General features: G+C 51.6%; 14 protein-coding genes, 3 tRNA genes and 2 pseudogenes. 3 read left to right on the forward strand and 16 right to left on the reverse strand.

The annotated features are described in order from the left end of the window. Nucleotides 1-2: 2 nt before the first annotated feature. From HYQ67_RS01220 to HYQ67_RS01230, 3 genes are all read right to left on the reverse strand, one after another. A complete protein-coding gene (locus HYQ67_RS01220) occupies nt 3-2,591 on the reverse strand; it encodes a fimbria/pilus outer membrane usher protein (protein WP_237391031.1) in 2,589 nt (862 codons plus the stop codon). 143 nt (nt 2,592-2,734) lie between these two features. After that, nucleotides 2,735-3,427, reverse strand: coding sequence for a fimbrial biogenesis chaperone (locus tag HYQ67_RS01225; protein WP_202300858.1), 693 nt, complete (start codon nt 3,425-3,427; stop codon nt 2,735-2,737). A gap of 94 nt (nt 3,428-3,521) precedes the next feature. Further along, entirely contained in the window at nt 3,522-4,046 is a 525-nt protein-coding gene (locus tag HYQ67_RS01230; RefSeq protein WP_202300859.1) for a fimbrial protein, read from the reverse strand. Nucleotides 4,047-4,759: 713 nt separating this feature from the next. Here HYQ67_RS01230 and HYQ67_RS01235 point away from each other — a divergent pair. Both HYQ67_RS01235 and HYQ67_RS01240 read left to right on the forward strand, forming a co-directional pair. Continuing rightward, a pseudogene (locus HYQ67_RS01235) lies at nt 4,760-4,936 on the forward strand (PDDEXK family nuclease); the annotation flags it as partial. Nucleotides 4,937-5,205: 269 nt separating this feature from the next. After that, nucleotides 5,206-5,629: pseudogene (locus HYQ67_RS01240) on the forward strand (site-specific integrase); the annotation flags it as partial. A gap of 63 nt (nt 5,630-5,692) precedes the next feature. On the opposite strand, the gene HYQ67_RS01245 reads toward HYQ67_RS01240, so the two are convergent. From HYQ67_RS01245 to uvrY, 6 genes are all read right to left on the reverse strand, one after another. Further along, a tRNA-Leu gene (locus HYQ67_RS01245) sits at nt 5,693-5,778 on the reverse strand. Between the two features lie 11 nt (nt 5,779-5,789). Continuing rightward, nucleotides 5,790-5,863 (reverse strand) — tRNA-Cys (locus HYQ67_RS01250). Nucleotides 5,864-5,914: 51 nt separating this feature from the next. After that, nucleotides 5,915-5,990, reverse strand: a tRNA-Gly gene (locus HYQ67_RS01255). Nucleotides 5,991-6,149: 159 nt separating this feature from the next. Next, complete coding sequence (gene pgsA, locus HYQ67_RS01260) at nt 6,150-6,698, reverse strand: CDP-diacylglycerol--glycerol-3-phosphate 3-phosphatidyltransferase (protein ID WP_202300860.1); 549 nt, start codon at nt 6,696-6,698, stop codon at nt 6,150-6,152. A gap of 58 nt (nt 6,699-6,756) precedes the next feature. Further along, the gene (uvrC, locus tag HYQ67_RS01265) at nt 6,757-8,589 is read right to left on the reverse strand and encodes an excinuclease ABC subunit UvrC (protein ID WP_202300861.1); all 1,833 of its coding nucleotides are present in this window, start codon (nt 8,587-8,589) and stop codon (nt 6,757-6,759) included. Next, complete coding sequence (gene uvrY / locus HYQ67_RS01270; RefSeq protein ID WP_202300862.1) at nt 8,582-9,241, reverse strand: UvrY/SirA/GacA family response regulator transcription factor; 660 nt, start codon at nt 9,239-9,241, stop codon at nt 8,582-8,584. The genes uvrC and uvrY overlap by 8 nt, the downstream gene beginning before the upstream one ends. Nucleotides 9,242-9,718: 477 nt before the next feature. On the opposite strand from uvrY, the gene HYQ67_RS01275 reads away from it, so the two are divergent. Next, on the forward strand, nt 9,719-9,943 hold the full coding sequence (locus HYQ67_RS01275) for a DUF2594 family protein (protein ID WP_202300863.1): 225 nt from the start codon (nt 9,719-9,721) through the stop codon (nt 9,941-9,943). Nucleotides 9,944-10,005: 62 nt separating this feature from the next. Here HYQ67_RS01275 and sdiA read toward each other — a convergent pair whose 3' ends face one another. The 7 genes from sdiA to HYQ67_RS01310 all read right to left on the reverse strand — a co-directional run bounded on the left by sdiA (nt 10,006) and on the right by HYQ67_RS01310 (nt 15,770). Beyond that, complete coding sequence (gene sdiA, locus HYQ67_RS01280) at nt 10,006-10,728, reverse strand: quorum-sensing transcriptional regulator SdiA (RefSeq protein WP_202300864.1); 723 nt, start codon at nt 10,726-10,728, stop codon at nt 10,006-10,008. A 228-nt stretch (nt 10,729-10,956) separates the two neighbouring features. Further along, a complete protein-coding gene (tcyN, locus tag HYQ67_RS01285; protein WP_202300866.1) occupies nt 10,957-11,709 on the reverse strand; it encodes an L-cystine ABC transporter ATP-binding protein TcyN in 753 nt (250 codons plus the stop codon). Beyond that, nucleotides 11,706-12,374, reverse strand: a complete 669-nt coding sequence (gene tcyL / locus HYQ67_RS01290; RefSeq protein ID WP_202300868.1) for a cystine ABC transporter permease — start codon at nt 12,372-12,374, stop codon at nt 11,706-11,708. The genes tcyN and tcyL overlap by 4 nt, the downstream gene beginning before the upstream one ends. An 81-nt stretch (nt 12,375-12,455) precedes the next feature. Next, complete coding sequence (dcyD, locus tag HYQ67_RS01295; RefSeq protein ID WP_202300870.1) at nt 12,456-13,442, reverse strand: D-cysteine desulfhydrase; 987 nt, start codon at nt 13,440-13,442, stop codon at nt 12,456-12,458. 131 nt (nt 13,443-13,573) lie between these two features. Then, on the reverse strand, nt 13,574-14,374 hold the full coding sequence (tcyJ, locus tag HYQ67_RS01300) for a cystine ABC transporter substrate-binding protein (protein WP_202300871.1): 801 nt from the start codon (nt 14,372-14,374) through the stop codon (nt 13,574-13,576). An 86-nt stretch (nt 14,375-14,460) separates the two neighbouring features. Continuing rightward, nucleotides 14,461-15,012, reverse strand: a complete 552-nt coding sequence (fliZ, locus tag HYQ67_RS01305) for a flagella biosynthesis regulatory protein FliZ (protein ID WP_202300873.1) — start codon at nt 15,010-15,012, stop codon at nt 14,461-14,463. Between the two features lie 38 nt (nt 15,013-15,050). Then, nucleotides 15,051-15,770, reverse strand: coding sequence for an RNA polymerase sigma factor FliA (locus tag HYQ67_RS01310; RefSeq protein ID WP_202300875.1), 720 nt, complete (start codon nt 15,768-15,770; stop codon nt 15,051-15,053). Nucleotides 15,771-15,892 lie beyond the last annotated feature (122 nt).

A 15,892-nucleotide genomic window follows, 5' to 3' on the forward strand; every position in this document is an offset into this window, starting at 1 on the left:
TCTTAACGACAGATACCCTGCATCATGCTAATTCCCTGTGCTACATCTTTTTGTTGTACGGCCAGGCTATAAGCCACCTTGCACTGCTGCCCGGCTGCTTTACCCCATTTCACGGATATCCCGCCGCTGTCTGGCACCCCTGTCAGATAAACTTCGCCGTCTTCTCCGACAATACCTGCCTCTGCATAGGTTCCATCCAGGGACGCCGTTGCGCCAAACGGTACGGGTTTTCCGCGGAAAAGCAGCGTCATCAGCACTCTGCGCCCTACTCGCGTCCTGAAGTCTGCCAGCACTACGGCTCCGCGAGTGGGGACCACCGTCTGGGCTTGCGTATCGACGTCTACGTCCTCACCCAATGTCGTGGTATCCAGCGCTATCCTGTTCTTCTTATAGGCATTCACATAGGGCACCAGCGCATAGCCTCGCCAGTCCGTCCTCACGCCGCTATTATTCTGAATTGCCGCCCCATCCGCTCCCGGAGCGCGGACCAAGGCTATGGCCTCTCCCAAAGGTTGTCCCAGCGTCACGCCGTACTGATGGGCGACAATACTGCCCTGCAGGCCATAATTAATCTGCCTTGAGCCGTCATCGTAGTTGTAGCCGGCATTCACCTCGCCATAGGTTCCCTTGTAGTCTGCCGACGCGTTGCCTGCAGCCCCCTGCCCTTGATTGCCGTGGCTTTGCTGTACCGCATAGGTCAGATTATTATTCGCCAGCGCCGTACCGCTTAGCCCCACCTGCTGCGAGGTTTTTCCATGGCGGTTGCTGTTTACGTTATAAGTCGCCCATGAATTGCTTAGCCAGCGATCCAGCGGGATCTGAACGTTAAAGGCAAGCTGCTGATCTGCCTGCTGATCGCTTTCCGGGTACTCGCTGTAGGTGTAGGTAATGCTATAGGTGATGCCGTTATAGCTGCCGTTATAGCCAGTACTCAGGGTGCGCTCGTACCCTTTTGTTTGCCAGTAGCTCTGCTGCCAGGCCGAGAAATACAGGGAGCCGTAATCATCCAGATTCTGACTCACATCAAGCTGCAGCTTCTGCTTCTTGTTGTAGGTCATGTTGTACGACTGCTGCTCGTCGTCAGGCCGTAGCTCATTAGCCTCCTGGAAGGTATAAAAGCCTTTTGTAGAATAGCGGTATGCCGCCAGGGTCAGCGTGGTACCGGTTGTCTGCAAGTCTTTGGCGTACTGCAGCCGGTACGACTGACCATTTTTTTGCTCGTCGTTGGTCAGCTCGGAGCGGGCGTAAGTGATATCTGCCGACAGAGAGCCCGCTTCCCCAAGCCCCAGTCCTCCCCCGCCAACGAGCGAGTGATAGGATTCCCCAGCCAGTACTCCGCCGTACAGCGTCACCAGATTGGAAAGCCCGTAGATCAGCGTTCCCTGGCCGAAATCTGGGACGCTGGCTGCGCTGTTTGGCGAGCGGTATTGTCCTGCTGTGACGGCAAACCTGGCCCCGCCTTCACGCTGCATAATGGGCACCGCCGAGAACGGCTGGACAAACGATCGCTCAGAGCCATCGGATTCGGTAATGGTGACATTCAGGTCACCGCTGGAGGACGTCGGGTAGAGATCCTTGATGGTGAAAGCGCCCGGAGCCACGTAGCTCTGATAGATGACGTAGCCATCCTGCTTCACGGTGACTTTGGCGTTGGAGTTAGCAATACCTCTTATCACCGGCGCAAAGCCACGCAGGCTGTCAGGCAGCATATTGTCGTCCGACTCCAGCTGCACGCCGGTAAACTGCACGCTGTCGAAGACCTCCGACGGAGTGCTGCTTTGCCCCAGCGTCAGCTGCGCCCTGACGGGCTGAATGTCCCGCTGCAGGTAAGTATTGATAGTGTCAAAATTGTTGCCGCCGCCTTTACCGCTGCTGTAGTTCCAGGTGGAATAGTTTCGCAGCCGCCAGGCACCAAAGTTGAGGCCGCTTTGCAGGTTGGAGTAGTAGCTCTCTGCATGACCACCGTGGTTATTGAGATAGCGAGTATTTGACCCGTTCATACTGTAATTCAGGAACATCGCCGGGATCCCCTGGTCCCAGGTTTTGGGATCCACCGCGCCTTGTATCTCGGTCTTTAATGCCGCCTGTGGGATGCTCACGTCCAGACGCAGGGTGTTGAAGGTTAATGTCGAGCTCAGGGCAGGAATATAGCTATCAATATCCTCAATCGGCTGCGTTTGTGGCAACGCGTTCAGCGCCGGAAAAGCTTCGAGGCGCACACCAAACGCCGCCAAATCTGCGGGCGTCAATTGTGCTTTCAGCTTGCCATCTTTATCGACAATAAAAGCCACATCCTGGCTATCCTGCTGTTCGCCGTTAACATACACCGCGACGCGGTAAATCCCCGGCGCCTGGCTGTAGGCTTCCGCAAATTGCGTAAGATCTACCGCCTGCTGGTTCGGATTGTCGATCTCCAGCGCATTAATATTAAATGTTTCACGCGCCATGACTGGTTCAGGCAGCCCGCTTATTCCCAGTAACAATTGCCCTGCTATCAGCATTGAAACCGGCGAACGACGTAATACCGGCTTGCCAACGTCTGAGGATCCATCGCAATGTGGCGATGTCTCATTAATGAGTAACTCTTTCATTCCCTGTCCGATTGTGCCGACTGGCGCAGCCCTGAAAGCGATCTTCAACTGGCGAGTGAGATTCCGCGCGCCTGACAACAGGCAACAGTTTCCCCTCCGAAATAGTTGGCTATTCCGGCTTTCACCTGCGTATTTAATTAATTTTAGAGCGGCTTCGTTTCCGGTTCGCTAATACCACCGTAGTCATTGATGGTCTGCCAGACGACCTTGCCTGCGCTATCCGACGGCAGAGGGTAAGTGACGCTGCCTTTCGGAGGGACAAGATCTGCCTCTTTAATTTCTGTTCCCCCCACCTTCAGACGGTAAAACGTCACGAAATAAGGGGTTGGATTAACCACTTTTAACCGACCGCCGCTGCGGCTAAAACTCAGCTGCTTGTAGGCTTCCACCGGTAACCCTGACAAACCTGCCGGTCTGTAAAACATCTTGAGTCTGGATTTCATGACAATTTGCAAAACGTTCTGGCTATTGTCGTCCGACGCCGGTATCGCTTTAACATTCAGCCAGAATATCGATTCCCGGTCAGCGGGCAGAGTGCCGCCGGTGCGCACAATACGCAGAATATTCTCCTGACTGGCATTAATACGAAACAGCGGTGGCGTCACAATAAACGGCGCCCTGCCGCCGCTTTCGTCCACTTCAACCCATGACTGCACCAGAAAAACACCCGATTTCCCCGCTTCCGTCGGATTGCTGATGGACACGGATGTCTCTTTCTTGCTGCCGTCATAAATGACTCGTGTACCGCCAATAATCACGCTTGCCTGCGAGAGCTGGGAGGTACATAAGAACAAAATACTTATCAGGCTATGCCATGCCCATGGTCTCAATCGCATAAATTGATGTCCTGTATTACGCAAAATTAGGGGGCCAGTCCGTGGCCAGACAGACTCCTTATGGGTGGGTATGTAACAGTAAGAGCACCAATTCTTACTTGTAGTTGAGGGTAAACTGCGACACGCCATTAGCGGTACCGTTCCCCACAACTGCCGACGTAGAGACATAACGCGCTGTAAATTGCAGTTTTGTCCCACCAGCCGCGAGCGGATAACTCATTGAGGCTGAGTGCAAAGGTACAACACCATTAACATCAGATATTTCGATCCCCACACCTGTCGCCACGCCCGTTCCTGAGGTAATTTTCAGCAGGTCACTGTTGGTCGCATCGGCTGTACCATCAAACTTCACCGTTGCGTTTGCCAGAGCAGCAGGACAGCTGGTTAAATTAATCTCGAAGGGTTGTGGCGCAGATTTGGTCCCTGCTGCGCCTGTTAACGACGATTTGGACACTTTTCCAAGATCCACATTCATCGTTGACGAGGTTGCGGAAATCGCGCAGGTCTGATCCAAAATTTCTCCACTGAAGTTGATAGTGCCATCGGCTGCCCTGGCGGCGTTTGTCATGCCCATCAATGCAACACCTGCGATTGCCATAGCCAATAATGTCTTTTTCATTGTTACTCTCTTATGTACATATTTTTTAAAAGGAGGAGCCATGAAATAAAACGCTCCCCACGTCCATTTTTGTTTGGTGAAAAAGACGACAAATTGTTACTGCTTTCATCCTTCAATTTGCCAGTTTGTACCAAACCGTCAAATACGCTTAACTCCCGCATAGCGGTAATTAAATATAACGACACACCTCGCGAAGCGTTATTAGCACCTGTGAAACAAGCGCGACCGTTAAAAGTATTCGACAGAGGCATGCTAAGTATAAAAAAAATCAATGTAAAGCAACCTGAAATAACGTAAGCAACAAGAATCACTTTAATTAAAACCAGAGCTTGATTTTAATTTAATTAATAATTACGGTGCAAAACCATAAGTTTAAGATGAAATAAAAACAATATTAACATTTTAAAATCAAATAGTTATGTGGATACTGTGAGCTTGACGCTCTTTTGTGATAGCTATCTCAACATTCAGGCGCCATCAATAAAACATCTTAATAAGCCATGCGGGAAATAATCCCCGCCACCTATAAAATATTTAGCGGCAAAATTTCATCATTTAGATTTATTTAAACAAAAAATAACACCCGCAGCGGTCAAAAAGTACAAGAGGTATATTTTTAGAACACAACGAGAAGAGGGAAGAGATGGAAATACCGAATGATATGGATGCCGTGTTAGCCCCACAGGGCGCATACGTGCTTTGTTAAATGCCGGTTACCGGACCGTATTGTGCTGCTTCCCGGCGGTCGTCTCGTTTTTGTTGAATGCAAATCACGCGGTAAACCACCGCGCGCCAACCAGTTGCGCGAGCACGAACGGCTTCGCGCGCTGGGCTTTACCGTGGTGGTGTTGGATAGCAAGATTCAGAGAAAAATATTGGAGCCGATTTAGCTCCAGTACATATTTTAACGTTTTTTAGGCGGGGGGTTTTCAACCTGGCTTGGTTGAGTCTGTCGAGGTGGCTGGTAACCATTGTTAACTGGAGCTCGTGGAATTTCAGTTGTTCTCGATGGCTGCCAACCGTCTTGATTAAATTCTTTACCATCTTTATCTGACACGTTTTCTCCGTTCTTTATCATGACGTACTAGACGCAGGTGCGTTGGTAATCTCGATAAACTCTACACTTTCAATGTCACTAGTCAAAATGATAATCCCAAGGTTATCTTCTGATGTTGTTCGTGTAGCAATGGAGCTGGCATATTTATGCTGTGCCAGGCAGAACGACGTTCTGGATATGAAAAAAAGCCAGCTGATGGAGGAAGGAATATTAATTAAGCAAAGCAAAACATCGGTGGCACAAATTAAAGGCTGGTCAGCTCGTTTAGCTGATGCTATCGGCATGGCTAAAACTTTACCTTTGATTCCTGGAATGAGTAGCCTGTATATCATCCATCAGCCGGCTGGGCATAAGTACACCAGGGACGGATTTAACAGGAAACCTTTACGAGAAACAGGCTATATCAGGGCATAAAAATGTTGAGCAGAGCGCTCGGTATGACAGGACAATTACGGTCGTTTCGGTTGTCGGTGGGCAGCAGGAGATGATGAAAAGGGAGGGTGAAACGGCAGATTTAAGGCAATAAAAAACCACCCGAAGGTGGTTTACACGACACTGCTTATCATTGATTTTATTCTTTTTATTCCCGTGGTGCCCGGGGTGGGACTTGAACCCACAAGGCCATAAGCCGAGGGATTTTAAATCCCTTGTGTATACCGATTTCACCACCCGGGCTCGGGGAAAAGTGGAGGCGCGTTCCGGAGTCGAACCGGACTAGACGGATTTGCAATCCGCTACATAACCGCTTTGCTAACGCGCCTTAATCTTTTACCTTCGCAGGCTGTAACAGCTGAAAGCTATTACATAAATCTGGAGCGGGAAACGAGACTCGAACTCGCGACCCCGACCTTGGCAAGGTCGTGCTCTACCAACTGAGCTATTCCCGCAAATTGCCAATCAGTGACTGAGTAGCTAATCACTTGATTTTATTATCTTCCGACAAGCTGTGCCGCCGTTCGATGCGTTGCATTCTACTTAGATGGCGCAGTGAGTCAATGAAATTTTCCGTCCTGGCGTTTCGTTTGCTGAATTTTGCGCCGCTTAGATCAAGGTTCGAGCAAATCACCGCGTGCAGCGGCTAAATACTGGAACATAGACCAGAAAGTCAGCACCGCAGCGACGAAGAATAAACCGATGCCCAGGTACTCAATCCACATGTTTGGATGCCACAGCATGCCAATAAGTGCCAGCATCTGCGCCATGGTTTTGGTTTTGCCAATCCACGAGACCGCCACGCTGCTGCGCTTGCCGATTTCCGCCATCCACTCGCGCAGGGCGGAGATGATGATTTCACGGGCGATCATGGTTGCCGCAGGTAGGGTCACCCACCAGGCATGGTAGTGCTCCGCTACCAACACCAGCGCCACCACCACCATCACTTTATCCGCGACGGGATCGAGGAAGGCGCCAAAGCGAGTGCTTTGGTTCCAGCGGCGCGCAAGAAAGCCATCAAACCAGTCTGTAATGGCTGCCAGCCAGAAGATGAAAGCGCAAAGGAACGGCGCCCAGGTGAACGGCAGATAAAAAGCCAGCACAAAGAATGGGATAAGGATGACACGGAACAGAGTAAGCAACGTTGGTATATTAAATTGCATAGTGCCGGATAACTGTCTGTCGTAAGTGGGAAATTGTCTCTATGTTGCTACAGAGACCTCAATGTTTCAACGAGTAGTAGATCTTTTCTGCCAACGCCTGCGAGATACCGGGCACTTTTGAGATTTCTTCAACGGTCGCGTTGATTAACGGTTGCAATCCGCCCATATATTTCAACAACATTTGGCGACGTTTTGGCCCAATGCCTTCAATTGTTTCCAGTGTGCTGGTGTTTTTCACTTTTGCCCGTTTTTTCCGGTGGCCGCCGATGGCGTGATCGTGAGACTCATCGCGAATGTGCTGGATGACGTGTAGCGCAGGTGAATCGGGTGGCAGTGAGAACCCCTCCCCCTCTGGTTCAAAGAACAACGTCTCAAGCCCTGCTTTGCGGTCTGTGCCCTTAGCCACGCCCAGCAGCAACGGATGATGCTTATCCCAGACCACGTCCAGCCCGGCAAAGACGGTTTTGGCCTGACTCAGCTGCCCTTTGCCGCCGTCAATAATGATAACGTCGGGAATTTTGCTCTCGTCAATATCTTTGCCGTAACGGCGGCTCAGCACCTGGTTCATGGCTGCATAGTCGTCCCCCGGGGTGATGCCCGCGATATTATAGCGGCGATATTCGGCACGCAGTGGACCATTGGCATCAAATACCACGCAGGAGGCGACGGTTTGCTCCCCCATTGTATGGCTGATGTCAAAGCACTCCATTCGCTTAATTTCCGGAAGTTCCAGAACCTGAGCAAGAGCGGTCAGCCGCTGGTGAATTGTTGACTGCTGGGCAAGCTTCGTCACCAGCGCCGTCGCAGCGTTAGTCCGCGCAAGTTTCAGATAACGAGCACGATCACCGCGCGGCCTGGTCTGCACGTTGATGCGACGCCCCGCGACTTCGGAAAGAGAGTCCGCAAGCAGGGTTTTATCCGGCAGCGTAAAGTCGAGAAGGATTTCGCCTGGCAGGGTTCGCATCTGGCTGCCCTGTAAATAAAACTGACCAACGAAGGTTTCGACAACTTCCGCAATCTCCGTACCGCCCGGCACCTTAGGGAAGTAGCTACGGCTGCCCAGCACTTTCCCCTGGCGGATAAACAACACGTGGACGCAGGCCATCCCCGAGTCGAAGGCAACGCCAATCACGTCGAGGTCGTCACCCGTGTTGGAGACAAACTGTTTCTCAGTAATGCGTCTTACCGCCTGAATTTGATCGCGGATGCGCGCCGCGGCTTCGAATTCAAGGTTTTTGCTCGCCTGCTCCATCTGCCCGATAAGCTGGGTGAGCACCTGGTCGTCTTTGCCCGCGAGGAACAGACGGACATATTCAACCTGCTGCGCGTAATCGTCTTCAGCCACCAGTCCCGCCACGCAGGGGCCAAGACACCGGCCAATCTGGTACTGCAGGCAAGGACGGGTGCGGTTGCGGTAAACGCCGTTTTCACACTGACGAACAGGAAACACCTTTTGCAGCAGCGCCAGCGTTTCTCTTACCGCGTAGCCGTTGGGAAAAGGGCCAAAATATTCACCCTTCGCGTGTTTTGCGCCGCGATGCATCGCCAGCCGCGGATGGGTATCCGCGCTGAGGAAAATAAAGGGATAGGATTTGTCATCGCGCAGCAGCACGTTGTAGCGCGGCTGATAGAGTTTGATGTAGTTGTGTTCGAGCAGCAGCGCTTCGGTTTCGGTGTGGGTGACGGTGACATCAATATGATGAATGAGCGCCACCAGCGCCTCGGTTTTGCGGCTCGACAGATTGCTTCTGAAGTAGCTTGCCAGACGTTTTTTAAGATCTTTGGCTTTACCAACATAGATAACCGTATTGCTGGCGTCATACATACGATAGACGCCAGGTTTGCTGGTTACCGTTTTGAGGAAGGCTGCTGGTTCAAAAATTTCACTCACTGCTGGATAACGTCTCCGCATTGAACAACCCGTGGCGTATCGCCAGGTGCGTCAGTTCTACATCGCCGCTGATATTCAGTTTACTAAACATGCGGTAACGATAGCTGTTCACCGTTTTCGGGCTCAGATTAAGCTGCTCAGAAATCTCATTGACCTTCTGACCTTTGGTAATCATTAGCATAATCTGTAATTCACGCTCGGACAAACTGGCAAAAGGCGTTTCGCTTTTTTCCGGTTCGATCTGGCTCAGCGCCATTTGCTGGGCGATATCCGAAGCGATATAGCGCTGACCAGCATTCACCGAACGGATGGCATTAACGACATCCTGTGGGGCTGCACCTTTGCTGAGGTAGCCGGAGGCTCCTGCCTGCATGACTTTAGCGGGGAGCGGGTTTTCCGTGTGAATGGTGAGCATGATGACTTTGATGTCAGAAGAGTAACGTGCAATTTTGCGCGTTGCTTCCAGTCCGCCAATGCCGGGCATGTTCATGTCCATTAAGACAACATCAACCGGATGAGTACGACACCATTTCACGGCGTCCTCACCACAATTTGCTTCACCTGATATCTTAATCCCTTTGATATCTTCAAGAATGCGTCGTATCCCTGCGCGCACCAGTTCGTGGTCATCAACAAGAAGAACGTTGATCAAAGGAGATTCTCCAGAAAAGGGATAACGCTGATAAATGCTCAGGCAGGTATATTAACAGGTTTTTCTTAGAATTTTAAAATGTAATAACTAAGAAAGCGGGATTGTACGCATTTCCGGAAGTCTATTTTTACAAGCCCCGTCCACTTCACACGCCTCTTTTAATACTTTGTACAAAGAAATATTAAAAATAGATGTTTAAGAAAGTCGATTAACTCGCTTATCTGAAACTCATTCCGGGCGTTAAGCTGTCAGATTTAACTTTTAATAAACAAACAGTAAACAAAATCGATTTAGGTTACGTTCTGTCGCGAATTAAATCCGCCTGCGCCATAAAGTGGCAAAAAACCTAAACATGGCTATAAAGTAAACGCTGGTATTAGCACTAATAATTCCGCGTTTCTGTGTGCTATACTCCGCCGCCTTACGAAAGCCGTTGCGCTGAATGACGGTGTACCAACCGAGACTTGAGGAAAGTAAATGAGCACTCCTGATTTTTCCACCGCTGACAACCATAGCGAACTGGCTATTGAAGTCACCTGCCTGAAGGCCATGTTAACCCAGATGCTCAAGGCAATGGGCCAGGCCGACGCAGGCAAAGTGATTATCAAAATGGAAAAGCAAATCGCTCAGATGGAAGACCCAGCGCACGCTGAAGTTTTTGGTCATACTGTTAAGCAAATTAAACAAGCCTATCGCAAGTAAGCGGCGGGTTACGGCGGTTTAAATCTGATTTGAACCGCCGTTTTGTCGTTTTCGCTAACCTCTCAGATCAACCCCATCGCTGCCGCATAGCAGGCTATCTGCGTTTTATTTGGCGCATTAAATTTCTTCTGCATATTCTTCTGATGAAAATTCACCGTGTTTTCAGAAATCGACAGGATTATCGCAATTTCCGCCGATGTCTTCCCCTCGCCTGTCCACTGTAAAATCTCTCTTTCTCGTTTGCTCATTTTGAGTGACATTGGCGCAACGGAGGGATCTTCGAGCCGTGCCAGCGTCATCAGGCTCAGTTCGGCAAGATACTGTAAACGCGCGTTCAGCTGGTCATCCGCCAGCAATTTTCCTTTCAGCCCCGACCGTGAAACCGATAGCAGACCAGCCGCTCTGTTCGGTGACATGACACACTGCGTTACGCCGCGCCGCAAGCCATGATCCTGGGCGGCAGCCCACAATTCTGGGGTGTCGGCAAACAGCTCATCACTCCAGGGAAGATAGCCACGCATGAAATTCACCGGCTGTAGCACCGGGTCAACGGCCAGATAATTTTCTGCCTGATAGTGCTGAAGCCAGGGCTGAGGATAGGTGGAAATGACCGAGGTTTTAGGGCGTGTAAAAGGCACCGGATGACGAACGCAGAAGGCGAAGTACTCAAACTCCAGCTGCTGCGTTTGTTGATGAATGGTGCTGGTTATTTCACTGGTCTCATTGATTGACTGGAAAGTCGTGAGTATTTCCCGTCGCCAGCTAAAGAAGTCGCAATCCCGCATTTTATCTGGCGTTTCTCCGTAATCGCAATCATTCAATTTTTGTATGTTTTACGCTAACACATTTAATTAAATTATTAATGTGATTTTCGAACGATTGGGCCGTTTATTTAAATATATAATTTAGTAAACATGAATAACGTTGGGAGGGATAACGGAATTTGTGTGAAAGTCGGACAGATCGCCCATTCAACCCGCAGCCAATAACACAGCAGGATGAATGGGATTCTTTTATTGCGTTAAAAATTTCTCGAGGAACTGCTTAGTTCTTGGCTGCTGAGGATCGGCAAACAGTGCTTTGGCCGGCCCCTGCTCCACGATGCGTCCCTGATCCATAAAAATAGCTCTGTCCGCCACGTCGCGGGCAAAACTCATTTCGTGAGTCACGATGACCATTGTCCGTTTCTCCTGTGCCAGCTGACGGATAGTGCTCAACACTTCCCCAACCAGTTCAGGATCCAGTGCAGAAGTTGGCTCATCGAACAGAATCACTTCCGGGCGCATTGCCAGCGCACGCGCTATAGCCACGCGCTGCTGCTGCCCGCCGGAAAGACGACGAGGATAGCTGGTCTCTTTACCCGTCAGCCCTACCTTCGCCAGCAGTTCGCGCGCGCGCGATGTCGCCTCTTCTTTCGATTCGCCTTTAACGATGACCGGCCCTTCAATAATATTTTCCAGCACCGTTCTGTGCGGGAACAGATTGAAGCTCTGGAAAACAAATCCGACGTGCTGGCGCAGCTCGCGGACGCGATTTTTCTGTTTACTGAGCGACTGCGCGGCGTCGATAGTAATCTCTCCCACCTGAATAGTGCCGGACTCCGGTTGTTCAAGCAGATTGATGCAGCGCAAGAGCGTGGTTTTGCCTGAGCCGCTTGGCCCAATAATGGCCACCACTTCGCCCTTCTCCACCGCCAGATCGATACCATGCAGCACCGTCTGACCGTGGAATTTTTTCACCAGTTGGTTAACGTTGATAGCACTCATTTCGGATCCCTGTCCTGACGGTTAAGCTGATTTTCGAAATAGTTTTGCAGCGCGGACAACACCGTCGCCATGACCCAGTAAATTAACGATGCAGCCAGATACATGGTGAACACTTCAAGCGTGCGTGAGGTGATCAGCTGCGCCTGACGGAACAGTTCCGGGACCTGGATAGTCGCGGCAAGAGAAGTATCTTTCACAAGGCTGATGAAGCTGTTGCTCAGCGGTGGCAGCGCGACACGGGCAGCCTGGGGTAAAATGGCACGACGCATCGTCTGCCAGCGTGTCATGCCTATGCTGGCTGCCGCCTCCCACTGTCCCTTCTCGATGGAGGAGATAGCGGCACGCAGTGTTTCTGAAGCATAGGCCGCGGTATTCAGCGACAGGCCAATCATCGCCGCCGGCACAGGATCCAGTTCGATGCCAAACTGCGGCAGGCCGTAATAGATCATAAACAGCTGGGCGATAAGCGGCGTGCCGCGGAAAATCGACACGTAAAAACGCGACAGCAGCGAAAAAGGCAGAAACGGCGACAAGCGCATCATCGCCAGTAAAAAGCCGAGTAGCAGGCCGAAGAACATACCGCCGATACTCAGCTGGAGCGTGAACACGGCCCCGCGGAGAAGGTACGGTGCCGACTCGATCACCAGTTGTAAACTTTCTTGCATACGTAAATCACACCCTGTCTTGCTTATTATTATTTATAAAAAAGGTGGATGACGCTCGCTTATCCACCCTACAAAAATCAGTTATACATGCGGATGGTAGGCGAACAGCGCAGGTGCCCCACCGGTGTGTACAAAAATGATAGGGCCATTATCTTTAAAGCGCTTTTGTTCAACGCCATCGATAAGCCCGGCCATCGCTTTACCGGTGTAAACCGGGTCAAGCAGGATGCCTTCCAGACGGGCAAGCAGCTTGATGGCCTCCAGCCCCTCGTCATTTGGCGTGCCATACCCCGGTGCGAAATAGTCATCCCACAGGGTAATGGGCGCATGGGCCGTTAAGTCGAGAGAGAGTGCTACGGCCTGCTGTAAGGCCTCCACTTTTGGCCGCTGCTGGGCAATAGTCCGGGAAACCGTCACGCCGATCAGCTCCACGTCCGGCATGACCTGCTCCAGCCCAACGGCCAGCCCCGCGTGCGTTCCCGCGCTGCCGGAAGCCACCACAACGGACGAGACGCTCACCGCGCTGTCGCACTGCTGGGCCATTTCCAGCGCGCTTTCTACATAGCCCAACGCACCCAGTGCGTTGGAGCCACCGACGGGGATCACGTAGGGACGGAATCCCTGAGCCTCAAGCCGTGTGGCAAGCTCTTCCAGCTGGGCATCCGGCGAGTGCAGCGCATCGCACATCTCGATTTCCGTATCAAAAAGATCCAGCAACAGCCGGTTGCCGTTGGAGAGATAGTTTTCGGCACGGGTCGCGATGGGATTTTCCAGCAGCGCCACACATTTCAGCCCGAGCTTTGCCGCAACCGCCGCCGTCTGGCGCACATGGTTTGACTGAATCGCGCCCGCCGTGACAAGCGTGTCGGCACCTTCACGCAGCGCATCGGCCGCCAGGAACTCAAGTTTGCGCAGCTTGTTACCCCCCATCGCCATCGGCGTGGTGTCATCACGTTTGATGAATATCTCCCGGCCAAGGTAGTCAGAGAAACGCGGCAGGTACTCAAGCGGCGTAGGCGCACCGATAAATTCCAGGCGCGGAAAGCGGGTCAGATTGTGCAACGACATGAGCTACTCCATTAAACCAAAAGGAAAATCCACATCCCTTTATTATGTACCAGCACGGGCAGCCGCCCGCAAATACAAATAAAAAAGGCGGATCACGCTTTCACGTATCCGCCCTGCGTTGTGCTTAACGCTTATTTAGTGACGTCAGCGCCAAACCATTTTTCAGACAGTTTTTTCATCGTGCCGTCTTTTTGCATGTCGGCGATGGCTTTGTCGATGGCGGTCACCAGGTCTTCGTTGCCTTTACGTACCGCAACGCCCGCTTCCTGACGGGAGAAGGCATCGCCGGCAACGGCCAGGGTATCTTTGGTTTTCTTCACCAGATCCAGCGCTGCCAGACGGTCAACCAAAATCGCATCGATACGGCCAACGCGCAGGTCCTGATATTTCGTTGGGTCATCGTCATAGGTACGAACATCGACGCCCTGGACGTTTTCACGCAGCCACTGTTCGTAGTTTGTCCCCAGACCGACACCCACTTTTTTGCCTTTCAGGTCGGCGGCAGATTTGACGCTACCTTCATTGCCTTTTTTCACCAGCGCCTGGATACCAGAAACGGTATACGGCGTAGAGAAGTCATATTTTTTCTTACGTTCGTCAGAGATGGTGACCTGGTTAATCACCACGTCAATACGCTTAGAGTCCAGCGAGGCCAGCATGCCATCCCATTTGGTTGGTTTCAGCGCAGCCTTGACGCCCAGGTGCTGAGCAAGCTGCTCGGCAAACTCCACTTCAAAACCGGTCAGCTTGCCGTCATTGCCCTGGAAGCTGAACGGAGGATAAGTTCCCTCCAGGCCGACCAGCAGCGTACCGCGCTCTTTCACTTTATGAAGCAGATTTTCTGCCGCGAAGGTTTTTACGCTTGCTCCGGCGACCAGCGCCACAGCCAGTACGCCCATTAGCGCCTGACGTCCTACCATTGCTATTTTCATTGTTACCCCAGCTATTCATCATTTTTGTCGTAGTGTAGCGGCTTACCATAACCGATCAAAATCAGTCTGCTACAACTTATTCCATATTAATATATATCTGAAGTTGCTTTATTTTCCTGCTGCGCAATGACCGGATTTGCGATCTGCGTCTGAAACTGCCAGTACTTGCGCAGCGCAATACGGTAATTATTGGTGCTGGTAGCAGGAAGCCATGCCTCGAGGGAATCATCCAGCAGCGCCTCAAGGGAATCAGGTCGAGGGATATTCTGTGCAACCAGATGGTTGCCCAGGCGACGCAGGCGCACAACATATTCACGGATGGTGCCGTGGCTCATATCAGTCTGTTCAAACAAAAATTGCTTAAAGCCGATGATATCGAAATAGTTGCCCTGCTCTTTGCAGTGCAGATCGCCGCAGAAGCGGCATAATGCCATCCACTCCTGTTGTTCGGTAAGCCAGGTTGCTTCGTCTATGGGCGTGTCGAGCTGCGCAATGGTCGCTTTATTGACAATTTCACCGTCGCGCGTCAGCGTAATGCGGTCAAGCAGCTTGCCGCAGTGCGCACAGTGAGTCTGTGTGTGTTTAAAATCTTTAAGATAGCGGCTTAAAGGCCGTCTTTTTGGCTGCTGCACCGTCATGATAATGTCCAGGTGGTCTGATAATCGTGCGGCACTCCCTATAATTTACCTAGCTTGATGCGTAAGCGTTTGATCGCCTGGCTATGCAGCTGACTGACCCGAGACTCCCCGACTTCCAGGACCGCCCCAATCTCTTTGAGATTGAGCTCTTCCTGATAGTAAAGCGTCAGCACCATTTTTTCGCGTTCCGGTAGCGCTTCAATCGCGTCCATCACCCGACCACGCAAATTATTTTCCAGCAGGTGCTGCAAAGGATTTGCCTGTTGGTGCTCTTCGGTTACCAGCTCAATACTGTCACCGTGCTCTTCCCGCCACTCATCATAAGAGAAGAGCTGGCTGTTGTTGGTGTCGAGCAACATCTGACGGTACTCTTCGAGCGGGATATCAAGACGCGCTGCGACCTCTGTTTCCGTCGCGTTACGCCCCAGCTCCTGTTCCAGTTGTCCAATCGCCTGTGCGACCCCGCGGGCATTGCGCCTGACGCTGCGCGGCACCCAGTCTCGGCTGCGCAATTCATCAAGCATTGCTCCACGGATGCGCTGCACCGCGTAGGTAGTAAATGCCGTTCCTTGCAGGGCATCATAACGATCGACTGCGTTTAATAAGCCGATACCACCCGCCTGTAGCAAATCGTCCAGTTCCACACTGGCCGGCAGGCGAACCTGCAGGCGCAATGCTTCATGACGTACCAGCGGTACATAACGCTGCCACAGCGAGTGCTTATCCATCGTACCTTCAGCGGTATACAGTGTATTCACGATAAACAGCCCTGCGTTAGTTGAGTTATCGGCATGATTATCCGTTTCTGCAGGGTTTTTAATCGTCAGAATAGTGGGTGAAACGAGGGGTTATTTGCAGGTATGGGAGGGGGAAGAATAAA

The sequence above is a fragment of the Dryocola clanedunensis subsp. sulfonylureivorans genome (assembly GCF_016756775.1).
Classification (GTDB): Bacteria; Pseudomonadota; Gammaproteobacteria; order Enterobacterales; family Enterobacteriaceae; genus Dryocola; species Dryocola clanedunensis.

Bases quoted from the DNA above. Each gene is read 5' to 3' on its own strand.
- tcyN (WP_202300866.1), bottom strand. From the start codon at position 11,709: ATGAGTGCTATCAACGTTAACCAACTGGTGAAAAAATTCCACGGTCAG.
- tcyL (WP_202300868.1), bottom strand. From the start codon at position 12,374: ATGCAAGAAAGTTTACAACTGGTGATCGAGTCGGCACCGTACCTTCTC.
- HYQ67_RS01220 (WP_237391031.1), bottom strand. From the start codon at position 2,591: ATGAAAGAGTTACTCATTAATGAGACATCGCCACATTGCGATGGATCC.
- HYQ67_RS01225 (WP_202300858.1), bottom strand. From the start codon at position 3,427: ATGCGATTGAGACCATGGGCATGGCATAGCCTGATAAGTATTTTGTTC.
- sdiA (WP_202300864.1), bottom strand. From the start codon at position 10,728: ATGCGGGATTGCGACTTCTTTAGCTGGCGACGGGAAATACTCACGACT.
- fliZ (WP_202300873.1), bottom strand. From the start codon at position 15,012: ATGACGGTGCAGCAGCCAAAAAGACGGCCTTTAAGCCGCTATCTTAAA.
- HYQ67_RS01275 (WP_202300863.1), top strand. From the start codon at position 9,719: ATGAGCACTCCTGATTTTTCCACCGCTGACAACCATAGCGAACTGGCT.
- HYQ67_RS01230 (WP_202300859.1), bottom strand. From the start codon at position 4,046: ATGAAAAAGACATTATTGGCTATGGCAATCGCAGGTGTTGCATTGATG.
- tcyJ (WP_202300871.1), bottom strand. From the start codon at position 14,374: ATGAAAATAGCAATGGTAGGACGTCAGGCGCTAATGGGCGTACTGGCT.
- pgsA (WP_202300860.1), bottom strand. From the start codon at position 6,698: ATGCAATTTAATATACCAACGTTGCTTACTCTGTTCCGTGTCATCCTT.
- dcyD (WP_202300870.1), bottom strand. From the start codon at position 13,442: ATGTCGTTGCACAATCTGACCCGCTTTCCGCGCCTGGAATTTATCGGT.